The organism is Streptomyces sp. NPDC087845, assembly GCF_044742755.1.
Classification (GTDB): domain Bacteria; phylum Actinomycetota; class Actinomycetes; order Streptomycetales; family Streptomycetaceae; genus Streptomyces.
On the sequence record NZ_JBIUVC010000031.1, the window covers coordinates 22,911 to 39,089 of the forward strand.

Genomic DNA, 16,179 nt, shown 5'->3' on the forward strand with positions numbered 1-16,179 from the left:
ACGATGAGCGGTCACCACGGAACCGGCCGGGGGTCCGGGGGTCGCCCCCCGGGACAGCACAGTCTCAACACGACGCAGGAGGCCGGACGATGAGCGGTCACCACGGAACCGGCCGGGGGTCCGGGGGTCGCCCCCCGGGACAGCACAGTCTCAACACGACGCAGGAGGCCGGACGATGAGCCGCGTCAGCAAGCCGCACGAGATCGTCGAGCGGGCGCTCGGACTGTCCACCGCCGACGGCTGTGTGGTCATCGCCGACGAGGAGTCGTCCGCGAATCTGCGCTGGGCCGGCAACGCGCTCACCACGAACGGCGTGACGCGGGGGCGGACCCTGACCGTCATCGCGACCGTCGACGGTGCGCAGGGCACCGCGTCCGGCGTGGTCTCGCGGTCCGCGGTCACCGCCGACGACCTGGAGCCGCTGGTACGGGCCGCCGAGGCCGCCGCGCGCGGGGCCGGTCCTGCCGAGGACGCACAGCCGCTGGTCAGCGGGGTCCCCACGTCGCCCGGCTTCATGGACGCACCCGCCGAGACGGGCTCGGACGTCTTCGCGGAGTTCGCCCCGGCGCTCGGCGACGCCTTCGCCCGGGCCCGGTCCGGCGGCCGTGAGCTGTACGGCTTCGCCCACCACCAGCTGACCTCGACCTACCTCGGCACCTCGACGGGGCTGCGGCTGCGCCACGACCAGCCGAACGGGACGCTGGAGCTCAACGCCAAGTCCCCCGACCGGACCCGGTCGACCTGGGCGGGCCGCTCGACGCGCGACTTCAAGGACGTCGACCCCGCCGAGCTCGACGCGGAGCTGGCGCAGCGGCTGCGCTGGGCGGAGCGCCGTATCGAGCTGCCCGCCGGGCGGTACGAGACGCTGCTGCCGCCGACCGCCGTCGCCGATCTGCTGATCTACCAGCTGTGGTCCTCGACGGCACGGGATGCCTCGGAGGGCCGGACGGTGTTCTCCAAGCCGGGTGGCGGGACGAGGCTCGGCGAGACCCTGTCCGAGCTGCCGCTGTCGCTGCGCAGCGACCCGCACGCACCGGACCTGGAGTCGGCGCCGTTCGTGATCGCCCATGCCTCGGGCGACGGTGCCTCCGTCTTCGACAACGGTCTGCCGCTGACGTCGACCGACTGGATCCGGGACGGCAGGCTGGAGCAGCTGACGACCACCCGGCACACGGCGGGGCTGACCGGGCTGCCGGTCGCGCCGGCGATCGACAACCTGGTGCTGGAGGGCGGGGGTGAGCGGTCGCTGGACGAGATGGTGGCCGCGACGGCCGGCCGCGCGCTGCTGCTGACCTGCATGTGGTACATCCGGGAGGTCGATCCGGCGACACTCCTGCTGACCGGGCTGACCCGCGACGGGGTCTATCTCGTCGAGGACGGCGAGGTCGTCGGCGAGGTCAACAACTTCCGGTTCAACGAGTCGCCGGTGGACCTGCTGTCGCGGGCCGCGGAGGCGGGCCGTACGGAGAAGACGCTGCCGCGCGAGTGGGGCGACTGGTTCACCCGGGCCGCCATGCCCGCGCTGCGGATCCCGGACTTCAACATGAGCTCGGTGAGCCCCGGCGTGTGACCCGCCTAGACTTGCTGTTGCCATTCGACACACATCTGAGGAGAGAAAGAACCGTGACGGACATCGTCGACGAGCTGAAGTGGCGTGGGCTGTTCGCCCAGTCCACTGATGAGGACGCACTGCGCAAGGCTCTCGCGGACGGTCCCGTCACGTTCTATTGCGGCTACGACCCCACCGCGGCGAGTCTGCACGTCGGCCATCTGGTGCAGGTGCTCACCATGCGCCGGCTCCAGCGGGCCGGTCTGCGGCCGCTGGCCCTGGTGGGCGGGGCCACGGGCCAGATCGGTGACCCGAGGCCGACCGCCGAGCGGACGCTGAACGACCCGGAGACGGTCGCCGACTGGGTGTCGCGGCTGCGGTCCCAGATCGAGCCGTTCCTGTCCTTCGAGGGCGAGAACGCGGCGGTCATGGTGAACAACCTGGACTGGACCGCGGGCATGTCCGCGATCGAGTTCCTCCGGGACATCGGCAAGCACTTCCGGGTCAACAAGATGCTGACCAAGGACTCCATCGCCCGGCGGCTGGAGTCCGACGAGGGCATCAGCTACACCGAGTTCAGCTACCAGCTGCTCCAGAGCATGGACTTCCTGGAGCTGTACCGGCGCTACGGCTGCACCCTCCAGCAGGGCGGCAGCGACCAGTGGGGCAACCTCACCGCCGGCCTCGACCTGATCCACCGCCTGGAGCCGGGTGCCGAGGTGCACGCGCTGGCGACCCCGCTGATGACGAAGGCGGACGGGACCAAGTTCGGCAAGTCCGAGAGCGGGGCCGTCTGGCTCGACCCGGCGATGACGACGCCGTACGCGTTCTACCAGTTCTGGCTGAACGTGGACGACCGGGACATCTCCCGGTACATGCGCATCCTCAGTTTCCAGAGCCCCGCGGAACTGGCGGAGCTGGAGAAGGTCACCGAGGAGCGTCCGCAGGCCCGGACGGCGCAGCGCGCCCTGGCCGAGGAGCTGACGACGCTGGTGCACGGCGCCGACCAGTGCTCCGCGGTCGTCGCGGCGTCGAAGGCGCTCTTCGGCCAGGGCGAGCTGGGCGAGCTGGACGGGGCGACGCTGAGCGCCGCGCTGTCCGAGGTGCCGCACGCGCGGGTCACCGAGCTCGGCCCGCTGGTGGACCTCCTGGTGGAGGTCGGCCTGGCGCCGAGCAAGTCGGGCGCCCGCCGCACGGTGAAGGAGGGCGGTGCGTACGTGAACAACGTCAAGGTCACGGACGGCGAGAGCGCACCGGCCCGCGAGGAGCTGCTGCACGGGCGGTGGCTGGTGCTGCGCCGGGGCAAGAAGAACCTCGCCGCCGTCGAGGTCACCGGCTGATCCGGCGGACGGACACCGGCTGGTCACCGGCCGACGGACATCGGCAGTGCGGCCGGGCACGCGTGACGCGTGTCCGGCCGCACGCGCGTGGGGGCCCGGGGCACACCTTTCGCCCGGGCTCGGGTCCTCCGCCCGGCTCAGGCCTTCTGTCTGGTGCCGCGGAACGATGTCCACAGCATGTCGCCGAGACCGACGACGACCACCGCGCCGATCAGCTGGAGCAGATGGCGTGTCCAGTCGATGCCCTTGGTGTTGTTGACACCGATCCAGGTGGCCACGGCATTGCCGAGGACGCTGCCGAGGATCCCGAAGACCGTCGTCAGCCAGAGTGGGATGTTCTGTTTGCCGGGCAGGATCGCCCTCGCGATCACACCGAGCACCAGGCCCACGATGATTGCCCACAACCAGCCCATGTCGCCTCCTCGTGCGACGCGATGTCGCGCATGTGGGCCCAGTCTCGGCCCGTGGGCCGTGCGCCGCACGTCGGAGGCGTCCGTATGCGCGGTGCCGCTCCCGATCGTACGAATGCGGCGCGCCCCGGTCTCGAAGCCGCCGGGCACCGGGCGTACCGTGGATGCGGTCCGGTCCGGGGAGCGTCCGGCGCGGGAATGAGGTCTCCCCCGATCCGTGAGGTGCCGGGGGAAGGGTGGTGGAGGCGTGATGCGGAAGCAGAGCGGTGCCGAGGTCTTCCGGATCACGGGGGCGCGGCAGGGGCTCGCGGACGATGTGCGCGGCAGGCAGCGGCGCTATGTGATCTCGATGTCCGTCCGGACGGTTTCGGTGGTCCTGGCCGCCGTGCTGTGGAACGTCGAGCGGTATGTCGCGATCGTCGCACTGGCGCTCGGGGTTCTGCTCCCGTACGTGGCGGTGGTCATCGCCAACGCGGGCCGGGAGAACACTCCTTCGCTTCCTTCCACCTTCGTCCCGGCGCCGATGCGGCCGGTACTCGACGCCGCGCCCGTGGCGGATTCCGGCCCGGAGGCCGACAGCGCCCGGCGCGCCGGTGGATCGGCGTGAGCCACGGGAATTCGGCATGAGCACAGTTGAGGCCGCACCGCACCCAAGGGTCGCGAAAACCTCAGATCAATCATGAAGTTACGGTGCACCGCACCCGGGTCTGCGTGACATACTTCGAAAGCGCTCCGCATCCCCCGTCGGAGCGACAGACCGACGCCGGGCAGCTCCCCCCGTGGCTGCCCGGCGTCGCTTTTTCTCCGGCTTTTCTCCGGACTTTTCTCCGGTTTCGGCTCCGGTCCGGGTCCGGTGCTGATTCCTCGGCCGGCCGGCCCGCGTGGTCCGTACCCGCGCTGACCTAGGGTTGAGTCCGTGAACTCCCCCGAATCCGCGGCCGAGAGCGCTGCCGCCGCACCCATCTGTTCCGCCAAGGGCTGCCGGGCCGACGCCGTGTGGGTGCTGGCCTGGAACAACCCGAAGCTGCACACCCCGGAGCGCCGCAAGACGTGGCTGGCCTGCGAGGAACACCGGGAGCACCTCGCCTCGTTCCTGGACGTCCGGGGTTTCCTCAAGGACGTGGTGACCCTGGCGGAGTGGGAGTCCGGCCGACCGGGACCGGGCAGGCCCTAACCGCCGATCGCCGACATCGGCCGGTCCGGCTGCAGGAAGGACGGGTCGTCCAGACCGGATCCGGCCTTCTTCCCCCACATCGCGAGCGTCCAGATCCGGGCGATCTCCTCGTCCGGTGCGTCCGAGCGCAGGGCGCCGCGCAGGTCGGTCTCCTCGCGGGCGAACAGGCAGGTGCGGACCTGGCCGTCGGCGGTGAGTCTGGTCCGGTCACAGGCCCGGCAGAAGGGCCGGGTGACGGAGGCGATGACGCCCACGCGGTGGGGCCCGCCGTCGACGAGCCAGCGCTCGGCGGGGGCGGAGCCGCGCTCTGCGTCGCCCTCCTCGGTGAGGGTGAAACGGGTGCGCAGCGACTGGAGTATGTCACCTGCCGTGATCATGCCGTCGCGCTTCCAGCCGTGCTGTGCGTCGAGCGGCATCTGCTCGATGAAGCGGAGCTCGTATCCGTGCTCGACGGCCCAGGCGAGCAGGTCGGGGGCCTCGTCGTCGTTGAGCCCCGGCATCAGGACGGTGTTGACCTTGACCGGGGTGAGGCCGGCGTCGCGGGCGGCTTCGAGACCTGCCAGCACGTCGTGGTGGCGGTCGCGGCGGGTGAGTGTCCTGAAGACGTCGGGCCGCAGGGTGTCCAGCGAGACGTTGACCCGGTCCAGGCCGGCGGCCCCGAGCGCGGCCGCCGTGCGCTTCAGTCCGATGCCGTTGGTGGTGAGCGACATCCTGGGGCGCGGGCTCAGTGCCGCACATCGCTCGACGAGGGAGACGAGCCCGGGGCGCAGGAGCGGTTCGCCGCCGGTGAAGCGGACCTCGGTGATGCCCAGCCGGGTGACGGCGATGCGGACCAGCCGGACGATCTCGTCGTCGGTGAGCAGATCGGGCTTGGCCAGCCATTGCAGGCCCTCTTCCGGCATGCAGTACGTGCACCGCAGATTGCAGCGGTCGGTCAGCGACACGCGCAGGTCGGTGGCGACCCGGTCATAGGTGTCGATGAGCATGTGGGCCCCCTCCCCGGTTGCTTCCCGGCTGCCTTGTCCGGCCTTCCGGGCTGACTCCTCCGAGACTACGCGAGACCTGTGACATCGCAGGGGCTCGTATGGCACGAGGAGCGGCCCGGCCGTCTCGTAGGACTCTACGACGCGGCCGGGCCGTACCCGGGTCCTTCTCGCTCAGTGCGCTCCGACGCCGGTGAGGGACTTGACCTCCAGCTCGGCGTACTTGCCCTTGTCCGGCTCCTCCTTCGAGAGGAGGGAGCCGATCCAGCCGAGCAGGAAGCCCAGCGGGATGGAGATCAGGCCCGGGTTCTCCAGCGGGAACCAGGCGAAGTCGACGCCCTTGAACATCGATGTCTTCGGGTTTCCGGAGACGACCGGGGAGAACAGCACCAGGATCACCGAGCCGGCCAGACCGCCGTAGATCGACCACAGCGCGCCCCGGGTGGTGAAGCGCTTCCAGAAGAGGCTGTAGAGGATCGTCGGCAGGTTGGCGGAGGCGGCGACGGCGAAGGCGAGCGCCACCAGTCCGGCGACGTTCATGTCGCGTGCGAAGGCTCCGAGGAGGATGGCGACCGCGCCGATGAGGACGGTGGCCCAGCGGGCGGCCCGCATCTCCTCCTTCTCGGTGGCCTTCCCCTTGCGGATGACGTTGGCGTAGATGTCGTGCGCGAAGGAGGACGAGGAGGCGAGGGTGAGCCCCGCGACGACGGCGAGGATGGTGGCGAAGGCGACGGCCGAGATCACGGCCAGCAGCACGGCGCCGCCGGTGGAGCCGACCCCGCCGAGGTACTCGGCGAGCTGCGGGGCGGCCGCGTTGCCGGCCGGGTTCTTGGCCTTGATCTCGTCCGGGCCGATCAGGGCCGCGGCGCCGAAGCCCAGCGCGATGGTCATCAGGTAGAAGGCGCCGATGATGCCGATGGCCCAGTTGACCGACTTGCGGGCGGCCTTGGCGGTCGGCACCGTGTAGAAGCGGATCAGGATGTGCGGGAGTCCGGCGGTGCCGAGGACCAGGGCGATGCCCAGGGAGAGGAAGTCCAGCTTGGAGGTGCCGGTGGCGCCGTACTTGAGTCCGGGCTCCAGGAACGCCGCCCCGTGGCCGCTCTTCGCCGCGGCCGTGCCCAGCAGGTCGGAGATGTTGAAGTCGAACTTCAGCATCACCAGGAAGGTCATCAGGAGGGCACCGGCGATGAGCAGGACGGCCTTGACCATCTGGACCCAGGTGGTGCCCCTCATGCCGCCGATGGTGACGTAGACGATCATCAGCACGCCGACCAGCGCGACGATGAGGATCTTGCCCGCGTCGCTGGTGATGCCGAGCAGCAGCGAGACCAGGACGCCGGCGCCCGCCATCTGCGCCAGCAGGTAGAAGATCGAGACGACGATGGTGGAGACGCCGGACGCGGTTCGGACCGGGCGCTGCCGCATCCGGTAGGCGAGGACGTCGCCCATCGTGTAGCGGCCCGAGTTGCGCAGCGGTTCGGCGACCAGCAGCAGGGCCACCAGCCAGGCGACGAGGAAGCCGATGGAGTACAGGAAGCCGTCGTAGCCGAAGAGGGCGATGGCTCCGGCGATGCCGAGGAACGAGGCCGCCGACATGTAGTCACCGGAGACCGCGAGCCCGTTCTGGAACGCGGTGAACTGCCGGCCGCCGGCGTAGAAGTCGGAGGCGCTCTTGGTCTGCCGCCCGGCCCAGACGGTGATGCCGAGGGTCGCGGCGACGAACACCGCGAAGAGCGTGATGATCAGCGGCCGGTGCTCGGTGGTCGAGGAGGCGGCCAGCTGGAGTGCGGGGTGCGGGTGGTACGCGGCGCTCATGCGTCGGCCTCCATACGGGACTTGATGGCCTCGGCCTTCGGGTCCAGCTTCGCGGCGGCGTGGCGCGAGTAGAGCCAGGCGATGAGGAATGTGGTGACGAACTGGGCGAGGCCGAACACGAAGGCCACGTTGATGTTGCCGTACACCTTGGTGCCCATGAAGCCGCCCGCGTAGTTGGACAGCAGCACGTACAGCAGGTACCAGAGGACGAAGGCGATGGTCAGCGGGAAGGCGAAGGAGCGGTACGTGTCACGCAGTTCGCCGAACTCCCCGCTCTCCTGCGTCGCGATGAACGCCTCGGTCGTGGGCTCGGCGGGGCGGGTGTCCGTACTGACCTCGGGCGGCGGTGCATCGGTAGCCACGGAATCTCCTCGCGATGCGGGTGCGGTGGTGGGGACGGTGGATCTCACTGGGCGGAACCTCGGTGTCGGGGGGTGGTGGTGCGCCTCCCCTGACAACGGCACGGACGGCGCGGCGAAGCGGTTCACCGCGGTTGCGCACTTCTCGGACCCCGCCGCCGCGCGGCCGTCCGGGCAAACCCGATACCCCGGAGTCATTGATGAGCGGGGATGATCAGCGATAACTTCACTCGTCATGTACGCGACTTGGCACACCCCGTGTCCGGTCGCCCGGCACGGATGATGTGGAGACCCCATGGCTCATCTGGGATCCAGACGGACGCGCGCGCTGACGTTGCCCGTCGGATTGGCACTCACGGCCTCACTCGGCTTCCTGCCGACGGGGGCCGCCTCTGCCGCACCGGTGGACGCGCAGCCCGCGGCGGCGGTGTCGGCCGACGGCCCGAAGCTCTCGTACGTGGTCAACACCCGGGGCGGCCACGGGACCGTCGCGCGGGTGAAGAAGGCGATAGCCGAGGCCGGCGGCACGGTGGTGGTCGCCTATGACCAGATCGGTGTCGTCGTCGCCCACGCGCAGAACCCGGACTTCGCGAAGTCGATCCGCCGGGTCAAGGGGGTCGACTCGGCCGGGGCCACCCGTACCAACCCCATCGTTCCGCAGGCCACCACGGACATCGGGGTCGAGCAGCCGCTCACCGCCGAGCAGGCCCGGAGCGCGGCGGCGGAGGCGACGGCCGGCCAGGATCCGATGGAGCCCCTGCAGTGGGACCTGCCCGCCATCAAGGCGGACCAGGCGCACCGGAAGACGCTGGGCAGCAGCAAGGTCACGGTCGGTGTCATCGACACGGGTGTCGACGACACCCACCCCGACCTGGCGCCGAACTTCAACCGCGGGGCCTCGGCGAACTGCGTGTCCGGGGCGCCGGACACGACGGACGGCTCCTGGCGTCCGAAGACCGGTGAGAGCGACCACGGCACGCATGTCGCGGGCACCATCGCCGCCGCGAAGAACGGCATCGGGGTCACGGGGGTCGCGCCGGGCGTGAAGGTCGCCGGGATCAAGGTGGCGAACCCGGACGGATTCTTCTACACCGAGTCGATCGTCTGCGCCTTCGTCTGGGCCGGCGAGCACGGTGTCGACGTCACCAACAACAGCTATTACACCGACCCGTGGATGTTCAACTGCAAGAACGACCTCGACCAGGGCGCCCTGGTCGAGGCCGTCGCCCGTGCCACGCGGTACGCAGAGCGCAAGGGCACGGTGAACGTCGCCTCGGCCGGCAACAGCAGCTTCGACCTGGCCTCCGGGGCGATCGAGGACGCGTCCAGCCCGGACGACACCACGCCGGCCACCCGGACGATCGACCCGCGCACGTGCCTCGACATCCCGGCGATGCTGCCGGGCGTCGTGACCGTCTCCGCGACCGGCGCCAAGGGTCTGAAGGCCTCGTACTCGAACTACGGGAACGGCGTCATCGACGTGGCGGCCCCGGGCGGCGACTCGACGGTCTACCAGACGCCCGCACCGCCCGCCACGAGCGGCCTGATCCTGTCCACGCTGCCGGGCGGCAGGTACGGCTACAAGGCCGGCACGTCGATGGCCTCCCCGCATGTCGCGGGTGTCGCGGCCCTGATCAAGTCGACGCACCCGCACGCCTCCGCGGCTGCGGTGAAGGCGCTCCTGTCGGCCGAGGCGGACGCCACCGCCTGCGGCGCGCCGTACGACATCGACGGCGACGGCAGCGTCGACGCCGTCTGCAAGGGCGGCAAGAACCGCAACGGCTTCTACGGGGCCGGTGTGGTGAACGCGCTGAACGCGGTCCGCTGGTAGGGAAACGCCGCACAGCGGGCGGGGCCGGAACCGGCGGTCCCGCCCGCTGTCTCTTCGCGGGCCCGTACGGGGTGTCTCCCGGCTCCCTTCCTGGCAGATGGCACGCAGTGCCATAGTGCGGGAATGACTCACGCACGCATGTCCGGTACGGAGCAGGCCTGGGCGGCTCTCGGCGGCGGTCCCGCACTGCCCGCCCGCATCGAAACGGGTGGCCCCGAAGGGCTGCTGCCTTCCCGGTTGCCCGTCATGGAACTGGCCCGTTCCGCCGTCGCGGTCTGCTCACTGGCCGCCGCCGAACTGGCTGCCCGCCGCACCGGGCACGCCGTGCCGCGGGTCCGCGTCGACGACGGTGCGGTGGCCACGGCGTTCACCAGCGAGCGCCATCTGCGGGTCGACGGGCGCGCGCCGACCAGTTTCGCGCCCCTGTCCCGGTTCTGGCGCACGGCGGACGGCTGGGTCCGGACACACGCCAACTACCCGCACCACCGGGCCCGGTTGCTCGCCACGCTCGGACTGCCCGCGGACACCCCGGACGGCATCGCCGTGGACGCCGTCGCCGCCTCGTTCGCCGGGCGCCGGGGCAGCGAGATCGAGCAGACCGTGTACGCGGCGGGCGGCCTGGCCGTCGCCGCCCGTACGCCCGAGGAGTGGGCGGCGGACCCCCGGGGCGCCGCCCTCACGGGCACGCCGCTGGTGGCCAGGGACCGTATCGGCGGCGCGCCCGTCCGCCGGGCGGCGGCGCTCACCGGTGAACCGCTGCTGCCCGCCGCCGGGGTGCGCGTGCTGGACCTCACCCGGGTCATCGCGGGGCCCGTCGCCACCCGTACGCTCGCGCTGCTCGGCGCGGACGTCCTGCGGATCGACGCCCCGCAGCTCCCGGAGAGCCCGGACGCGCACAGCGACACCGGTTTCGGGAAGCGGTCGGTGGATCTGGATCTCGGCAGCCGCTCCGGCGCGGCCGCCTTCGACGAACTGCTGGCCGACGCGGACGTGGTCGTCATCGGCTACCGGCCCGGCGCGGTCGAGCGGTTCGGTCTGACGCCCCGGTCCCTGGCCGCGCGCAGGCCGGGGCTGGTGATCGGGCGGCTCTCGGCCTGGGGGCACGGCCCGTGGGGGCAGCGGCGCGGCTTCGACAGCCTGGTGCAGGTGGCCACCGGCATCGCCTCGGTCGAGGCGACGGCCGGGGCGGAGCGCCCGCCCGGTGCCCTGCCCGCCCAGGCGCTCGACCACGGCACGGGCTATCTGCTGGCCGCTGCCGTGCTGCGCGCACTGACCGAGCAGCACGACGAGGGCGGTTCCCGGCTGGCCACGCTCTCGCTCGCCCGTACCGCCGCCTGGCTGCTGGACGAGCTGCCCGCCCGCCGGGAGACGGAAGCCACAGGTCCGTCGTACGACCCGGAGAAGTGGCTCACGGAGACCGACGGCCCGCTGGGCCGGCTGCGTCACGCCCTGCCGCCGGTCGCCTTCGACGGCTCCCCCACCGACTGGTCGCGCCCGCCCGGCCCGCTGGGGGCGGACGCGACCGCCTGGCTCACGGCTTGATGAGCACTCTCGGGGCCGTGCGCATGTCGTGGGGGCTTGGACGGCGGCGGCGCGCATGGGCGGGGGGCCTCGCGGATGTCAGACGCCGATGCGCGGCTCACGGTACGCCACACGGGTGAAATCGGGCGATTTCACACCGGGGGCGAGCGCTCCGACGGTCAGCAGGAACTGCGCGGCGACGTAGGTGAGCATGACCCAGAAGTCGGGGGCGGGCAGCTGCGGCCAGTCGGCGATGCCGGTGGCGATGAGCGCGTCGGAGAGCAGGAAGAGCGCGCCGCCGACGGCCGCGTACCGGCCGAGGGCGCCGGCGCGGTACGCCATCGCCGTGAGCAGCAGGCTGTAGCCGGTCATCGGGATCCGCATGTCCGCCGGCAGCCCGTTCCAGAGCAGCGCCAGGAAGGTGGCCAGGACGGCCGCGTACCCGGCCGCGGCGAGCAGCGGGCTCCGGGCGCGTCCGAAGAGCCACAGATAGCAAATGTGGCCCGCGGCGAAGGACCCCATGCCGACGAGGAAGACGGTACCGGAGCCGGACAGCAGCAGTGTGTCGCCGCCCCAGCCGCACAGGAGCGCCACGACGAGCAGCCGGGGGCCGCGCCGCGCGGCGGCGTACCCGGCCAGCAGCGGCATCAGCAGGGGCTTGGCGACGAGGTGGACGACCGGGACGTCGGCGAGGACGCCGAAGAGGTCGACGGCGCAGGCCGCGAGGAAGGCGATGAGCAGCGGGCGGACGAGACGGGCGCGCCGGTCCGCGGCGGCATCGGCTGCCATGAAGGCATCGGCGCTCATCCGGTGCGCTCCTGGACGGGGAGGGCCGTACGGGCGGCCGTTCCGGCGGGCTGCCAGCCGGGCCCGCGGAAGATCCGCCCGGCCCGCTCGCTCCAGTTGCCCGCCGCGCGCACGTCGCGGGCGATGGCGGCGTACTCGTGGGTGGCGACGCGGAGCGGGTTGAACGTGTCGATGTTCTTCGTGAGGCCGAACACGGGCCGCTCCGTCTCCGCGGTGAAGGACCCGAAGAACCGGTCCCACAGGATCAGGATGCCGCCGAAGTTCCGGTCCAGGTAGCCGCCTTGCGACGCGTGGTGCACCCGGTGGTGGGAGGGCGTGTTCAGTACGTACTCGAAGGGCCTGGGGAGTTTGCCGATGCGCTCCGTGTGCACCCAGAACTGGTAGACGAGGTTCGCCGACGAGCAGAACGCGAGCGCGGCCGGATGGACGCCGCACGCGATCATCGGCAGGTAGAACGGCCAGACGGTCAGCGAGGTCCAGGGCTGGCGCAGCGCGGTGGAGAGGTTGAACCTCCGGCTGGAGTGGTGGACCACGTGGCAGGCCCAGAGGATCCGGACTACGTGGTGGCCGCGGTGGGACCAGTAGTAGAAGAAGTCCTGCGCGAGCAGCATCAGCGGGACGGTCCACCACAGCACGGGGACCCGGAGCGGGGTCAGCTCGTACACGGCGGTGTAGATCGCGACGATGGGCACTTTCCACAGCAGGTCGAAGACCAGACTGCCGAGCCCCATGGTGATGCTGGTGACGGCGTCCTTGGCCTCGTATCCGGCGGCTTCCTCATCGGGATGGAAGTGGTGGAGGGCCATTTCGAGGACAGTGAGCAGGACGAAGGCCGGTATGGACCAGAGCACGACATCGGGCAGGTTCGGCGGCATGCGAGCACCGTAGAGCCGCAGGTCGGCCGCGGACTAGACGTTGTTACCAACAAGTATGCGAGACGTGGTGTCAGCAGTCTTTGGTGACTTCTGCCAACGCGGGCGTCGGACGGTCCCTGTACCGGTGCTTCCGTGGGGGGTTAACTGCTGTGCGGGGTCCGGGAGTTGCGATGCTTCGACCGGCCACGACGGCGATCACTGCTGCGTACGGCACCCGGGCCACCGGCACCGGCCTCTTCCCGCCCGGGCGGACAGCCCTCAGGCCCCCACCGCCCCCAGCAACTCCCCCGCCGCATAAGTGACCGCCATCGCCACCGCTCCCCCGCCCATGTTCCGCAGCACCGCCCGCCACGGTGCCGCCTCGCCCAGGCGGGCGCTCCACCAGCCCGTCAGGGCCAGCGCCGCCAGTACCGACAGCACCGTCACGAGCAGCCGCAGCGACGCCGGGGGCAGCACGATCGCCAGCAGCGGAAGCAGCGCGCCGACCGTGAAGGCCAGGAAGCTCGCGCCCGCCGCGTGCCAGGGGTTCGTCAGCTCGTCCGGGTCGATGCCCAGCTCGACCACCGCGTGGGCGCGCAGCGCATCGCGTGCGGTGAGCTGGAGGGCGGCCTCGCGGGCGACTTCGCGGCTCAGGCCCTTGCCCTCCAACAGGCCGGTCAGCTCGACGAGTTCCGCCTCGGGGGCCTCCGCCAGCTCCTGCTTCTCCGTCGCCAGTGCGGCCTTCTCCGAATCACGCTGGGTGGAGACCGATACGTACTCGCCCGCCGCCATCGACATGGACCCGGCCAGCAGCCCGGCCAGGCCCGCGGTGAGCAGGACGCCGCGGTCGGCGGTGGCGCCGGCCACGCCGACCACCAGGCCCGCGGTGGAGACCACGCCGTCGTTGGCACCGAGGACCGCGGCGCGCAGCCAGTTCAGCCGCGCGCCGAGCCCGTCGCCGTGCGCTTCGTCATGCGTCTGGGTATCCGTCACCCGGGGATGGTCTCACCCCGCCCCGTCACCACACGCGTACCGACCCGCCCCGTGCGAAGGCGGGGCTGGTCGCGTCGGCCGGGGCCTCCTTCAGGGGTTCGGCGATCTCGTCCACCCTCGGGCCGACCGTCGCGGCGACACGGTCGAGGGCGGCCAGGTCGAAGCCGTAGACACGGGCGGCGTTGCCGCCCGTCATCGCCGCGATCTCTTCGGGCGGCAGGCCCGCGTACGCGATCCGCAGGCCCTCTCGCGAGTACGGGGCGGTGCCCTCGTCGTGCGGGTAGTCGCTGCCCCACATGATCTTGTCGAGGCCGATCCGGTCGCGCAGCGGCACCTCGTGGGGCCGCATGAAGCTGGCGCCGACGTAGCAGTTGTCGCGCCACACCTCGCCGGGGCTCGCGCCCATCGAAGCGGCAAGCCCCGCACCGAACTTGGACTCGGCGGTGGCTGCCCGGCCCGCCGCCGCGACCAGCCGTCCGTGGTAGTAGTCCAGCATCTCCACGACACCCGGGATCCAGCCGGAGCCCTGCTCGGTGAGGACCAGTCTCAGTCCGGGGTGGCGGCGGAAGGCCCCGCCGAAGATCAGGTGCCACAGCGCCCGGTGGGAGAACCAGGTCGTCTCCACCATGAAGACGGCGCGGGCCGCCGGTTCGTCGCCGAGCGGCGGGGAGGCCGAGCCGCCGTGGTGGTTGACCGGTACGTCCAGTTCCGCGCAGACCGCCCACAGCGGGTCGTACACCTGTGAGTACAGCTCGGGAATGCCGGAGCCGGGCGGGGCACCGGGCAGCAGGATGCCGCCGGTCAGGCCCGCGTCCTTGGTGCGGCGGACCTCGCGTACGGCCTCCCCCGGATCGTTGAGGAGGATCTGCGCGACGCCCGCCCGCCGGCCCGGCGCCTGCGCGCAGAAGTCGGCGAGCCAGCGGTTGTGGGCGCGCAGGCCGGCCCAGCGCTGTTCGTACTCCGCCTGCGACGGCGCGGGCGCCATCAGGGCGGCGGAGGGGAAGAACGGCGGGATGGTGTTGGGGAAGACGACCTCCGCGACGATGCCGTCCGCCGCCAGCTCCGCGACGCGGCGTGCGGAGTTCCAATTGCGGTCGGCGGTGTCGGCGAGGAGGTCCTCGTACGGATTGACGTAGGCCGCCGCCCACGCGTCGAAGTCGTCGTGGAACTTCGCCTCCAGGTAGGGCCTGTAGTCGAGGAGGTCGGCTCCGGCGTGGCAGTCGGCGGAGATGACCGTGTAGCGGTCGGTGTTCCGGTTCATCACTCGGCCCCCAGGACCGGGAAGTCGTGGTCCGTCAGCCAGTGCCGGCCCACTTCGCGCGATCTGGCCCAGGACGCCTCGACCGCCGCCTGGTCGGCGCTCTGGCCCAGGCCCTCGGGTGTGGGGCCGATGCGTTCGGCGATCGGGGCGAGCTTCGCCGTGTCGAAGCCGAACACCTCGGCCGCGGCGAGGCCCAGCATGCGGCGGGTCTCGGCGACGGGGATGTCGTGGAAGGTGTCGCGCAGCCACCGGGCGGTGTCCGGCCACGTGCCTTCGGGGTGCGGGAAGTCGCTGCCCCACAGGATGTTGTCGACGCCGATCTCGTACCGCTGGGCGAGTTCACGGCGTTTGGTGTTGGTGGCGCAGATGAAGACCTGGCGGTCGAGGTACTCGTGCGGGGGCCGCTTCAGTTCCGCGAACGGGGAGAGTTTCTTTCCGCCGTGGGCGCCGAGGTAGAGCCGGTCCATGAACCAGAGGAGGTTCGGCAGCCACCAGCAGCCGGACTCGGCGACGCCGAACCTCAGCCCCGGGTGGCGCTCGAAGGCGCCCGACCAGAGCAGGAACCAGAGCGGCCGGGACGGCCACCAGGTGACCTCGGAGACATAGATCCCGAGATGGTCGCCGTACTCGTGGCGCGGCGCCGCGCCGGAGTGGGTGACGACCGGCATCGCCGTCTCGGCGGCGGCCGCCCACACCGGGTCGTAACGGCGGTCGTGGTACGGGGCCTTGTCCACCCACATGGAGGGGATCATGAGCGCGCCGAGTCCGGACTCCTTCGCCCGGTGGATCTCCGCGACGACCCGGTCGACCTCGCCGGTGACGGGCAGCAGGGCGACCCCGCAGTGGCGTTCGGGGTTCTGCGAGACGAAGTCGGCGAGCCAGCGGTTGTGGGCCTGCGCGCCCGCCATGCCCAGGTCCGGGTCCTGGTCGCCGGAGAGTCCGAGGCCGACGCCGAACGGGGCGGCGGTCCGGCTGTCGACGGCGTCCGCGTCGGGGAAGACGACCTCGGCCGCCACCCCGTCGCCGTCGAGTTCCCTGAGCCGCTGTGCGGCGTCCCAGCCTCCCCTCAGACCTTCCTCGTTGTCGCGGAACCATTGGTCGGCGAAGGCCTCGTTGCGCACCCCGAGGCGGGTCATCTCCTCACGGCGGCGGTCGCGTCCGGCGAGGAAGTCGTCGAAGTCCCGGTGGAAGCGGGGGTCGAGGTAGGGCCGGTACTCCTCGGTGGGCAGCCCGGCGTGGCAGTCGGAGGAGATGATCAGGTACGGGTCGTCGGTCATCGCTC

General features: G+C 71.4%; 15 protein-coding genes. 6 read left to right on the top strand and 9 right to left on the bottom strand.

The features are described from left to right. Positions 1-175 precede the first annotated feature (175 nt). Together ACIOMQ_RS39455 and tyrS are read left to right on the top strand one after the other, a co-directional pair. Positions 176-1,570 carry a metallopeptidase TldD-related protein gene (locus ACIOMQ_RS39455; RefSeq protein ID WP_402192582.1) on the top strand — a complete coding sequence of 465 codons (1,395 nt, stop codon included), beginning with the start codon at positions 176-178 and terminating at the stop codon, positions 1,568-1,570. Between the two features lie 53 nt (positions 1,571-1,623). After that, positions 1,624-2,889 carry a tyrosine--tRNA ligase gene (tyrS, locus tag ACIOMQ_RS39460; RefSeq protein ID WP_401264388.1) on the top strand — a complete coding sequence of 422 codons (1,266 nt, stop codon included), beginning with the start codon at positions 1,624-1,626 and terminating at the stop codon, positions 2,887-2,889. A 137-nt stretch (positions 2,890-3,026) separates the two neighbouring features. On the opposite strand, the gene ACIOMQ_RS39465 is transcribed toward tyrS, so the two are convergent. Further along, complete coding sequence (locus tag ACIOMQ_RS39465; protein ID WP_362205884.1) at positions 3,027-3,302, bottom strand: GlsB/YeaQ/YmgE family stress response membrane protein; 276 nt, start codon at positions 3,300-3,302, stop codon at positions 3,027-3,029. Positions 3,303-3,549: 247 nt separating this feature from the next. On the opposite strand from ACIOMQ_RS39465, the gene ACIOMQ_RS39470 reads away from it, so the two are divergent. Together ACIOMQ_RS39470 and ACIOMQ_RS39475 are read left to right on the top strand one after the other, a co-directional pair. Beyond that, positions 3,550-3,906 carry a DUF3099 domain-containing protein gene (locus ACIOMQ_RS39470; protein WP_362205887.1) on the top strand — a complete coding sequence of 119 codons (357 nt, stop codon included), beginning with the start codon at positions 3,550-3,552 and terminating at the stop codon, positions 3,904-3,906. A 309-nt stretch (positions 3,907-4,215) separates the two neighbouring features. Continuing rightward, positions 4,216-4,473 carry a hypothetical protein gene (locus ACIOMQ_RS39475; RefSeq protein WP_362205890.1) on the top strand — a complete coding sequence of 86 codons (258 nt, stop codon included), beginning with the start codon at positions 4,216-4,218 and terminating at the stop codon, positions 4,471-4,473. On the opposite strand, the gene moaA is transcribed toward ACIOMQ_RS39475, so the two are convergent. From moaA to ACIOMQ_RS39490, 3 genes are all read right to left on the bottom strand, one after another. Continuing rightward, positions 4,470-5,459, bottom strand: a complete 990-nt coding sequence (moaA, locus tag ACIOMQ_RS39480; RefSeq protein ID WP_362205893.1) for a GTP 3',8-cyclase MoaA — start codon at positions 5,457-5,459, stop codon at positions 4,470-4,472. The genes ACIOMQ_RS39475 and moaA overlap by 4 nt on opposite strands. Positions 5,460-5,630: 171 nt before the next feature. Further along, positions 5,631-7,271, bottom strand: a complete 1,641-nt coding sequence (locus ACIOMQ_RS39485; RefSeq protein WP_402192586.1) for a cation acetate symporter — start codon at positions 7,269-7,271, stop codon at positions 5,631-5,633. After that, positions 7,268-7,633, bottom strand: coding sequence for a DUF485 domain-containing protein (locus tag ACIOMQ_RS39490; RefSeq protein WP_362205899.1), 366 nt, complete (start codon positions 7,631-7,633; stop codon positions 7,268-7,270). Before ACIOMQ_RS39490 ends, ACIOMQ_RS39485 begins: the two co-directional genes overlap by 4 nt. Positions 7,634-7,925: 292 nt before the next feature. Here ACIOMQ_RS39490 and ACIOMQ_RS39495 point away from each other — a divergent pair, with 292 nt between their 5' ends. Then, positions 7,926-9,461, top strand: a complete 1,536-nt coding sequence (locus ACIOMQ_RS39495) for a S8 family peptidase (RefSeq protein WP_401264395.1) — start codon at positions 7,926-7,928, stop codon at positions 9,459-9,461. Positions 9,462-9,584: 123 nt separating this feature from the next. Beyond that, positions 9,585-11,003: a CoA transferase gene (locus ACIOMQ_RS39500; protein ID WP_402192588.1), complete on the top strand. Its 1,419-nt coding sequence runs from the start codon at positions 9,585-9,587 to the stop codon at positions 11,001-11,003. Between the two features lie 78 nt (positions 11,004-11,081). On the opposite strand, the gene ACIOMQ_RS39505 is transcribed toward ACIOMQ_RS39500, so the two are convergent. From ACIOMQ_RS39505 to ACIOMQ_RS39525, 5 genes are all read right to left on the bottom strand, one after another. After that, positions 11,082-11,789 (bottom strand): lysoplasmalogenase, encoded by a 708-nt coding sequence (locus ACIOMQ_RS39505; RefSeq protein ID WP_402192591.1) that lies wholly within the window; start codon positions 11,787-11,789, stop codon positions 11,082-11,084. Then, positions 11,786-12,664 carry a sterol desaturase family protein gene (locus tag ACIOMQ_RS39510; RefSeq protein WP_401756795.1) on the bottom strand — a complete coding sequence of 293 codons (879 nt, stop codon included), beginning with the start codon at positions 12,662-12,664 and terminating at the stop codon, positions 11,786-11,788. The genes ACIOMQ_RS39505 and ACIOMQ_RS39510 overlap by 4 nt, the downstream gene beginning before the upstream one ends. Positions 12,665-12,922: 258 nt before the next feature. After that, on the bottom strand, positions 12,923-13,636 hold the full coding sequence (locus tag ACIOMQ_RS39515) for a VIT family protein (protein ID WP_362205914.1): 714 nt from the start codon (positions 13,634-13,636) through the stop codon (positions 12,923-12,925). A gap of 25 nt (positions 13,637-13,661) precedes the next feature. Then, complete coding sequence (locus ACIOMQ_RS39520; protein ID WP_402192593.1) at positions 13,662-14,897, bottom strand: amidohydrolase family protein; 1,236 nt, start codon at positions 14,895-14,897, stop codon at positions 13,662-13,664. After that, positions 14,897-16,174 carry an amidohydrolase family protein gene (locus tag ACIOMQ_RS39525; protein WP_402192595.1) on the bottom strand — a complete coding sequence of 426 codons (1,278 nt, stop codon included), beginning with the start codon at positions 16,172-16,174 and terminating at the stop codon, positions 14,897-14,899. Before ACIOMQ_RS39525 ends, ACIOMQ_RS39520 begins: the two co-directional genes overlap by 1 nt. Between the last annotated feature and the right edge of the window lie 5 nt (positions 16,175-16,179).

What these genes read in the sequence shown, in the direction of transcription:
- ACIOMQ_RS39455 (WP_402192582.1), top strand. Translation starts at nt 176, where the DNA reads ATGAGCCGCGTCAGCAAGCCGCACGAGATCGTCGAGCGGGCGCTCGGA.
- ACIOMQ_RS39465 (WP_362205884.1), bottom strand. Translation starts at nt 3,302, where the DNA reads ATGGGCTGGTTGTGGGCAATCATCGTGGGCCTGGTGCTCGGTGTGATC.
- ACIOMQ_RS39470 (WP_362205887.1), top strand. Translation starts at nt 3,550, where the DNA reads ATGCGGAAGCAGAGCGGTGCCGAGGTCTTCCGGATCACGGGGGCGCGG.
- moaA (WP_362205893.1), bottom strand. Translation starts at nt 5,459, where the DNA reads ATGCTCATCGACACCTATGACCGGGTCGCCACCGACCTGCGCGTGTCG.
- ACIOMQ_RS39485 (WP_402192586.1), bottom strand. Translation starts at nt 7,271, where the DNA reads ATGAGCGCCGCGTACCACCCGCACCCCGCACTCCAGCTGGCCGCCTCC.
- ACIOMQ_RS39495 (WP_401264395.1), top strand. Translation starts at nt 7,926, where the DNA reads ATGGCTCATCTGGGATCCAGACGGACGCGCGCGCTGACGTTGCCCGTC.
- ACIOMQ_RS39500 (WP_402192588.1), top strand. Translation starts at nt 9,585, where the DNA reads ATGACTCACGCACGCATGTCCGGTACGGAGCAGGCCTGGGCGGCTCTC.
- ACIOMQ_RS39505 (WP_402192591.1), bottom strand. Translation starts at nt 11,789, where the DNA reads ATGAGCGCCGATGCCTTCATGGCAGCCGATGCCGCCGCGGACCGGCGC.
- ACIOMQ_RS39510 (WP_401756795.1), bottom strand. Translation starts at nt 12,664, where the DNA reads ATGCCGCCGAACCTGCCCGATGTCGTGCTCTGGTCCATACCGGCCTTC.
- ACIOMQ_RS39520 (WP_402192593.1), bottom strand. Translation starts at nt 14,897, where the DNA reads ATGAACCGGAACACCGACCGCTACACGGTCATCTCCGCCGACTGCCAC.
- ACIOMQ_RS39525 (WP_402192595.1), bottom strand. Translation starts at nt 16,174, where the DNA reads ATGACCGACGACCCGTACCTGATCATCTCCTCCGACTGCCACGCCGGG.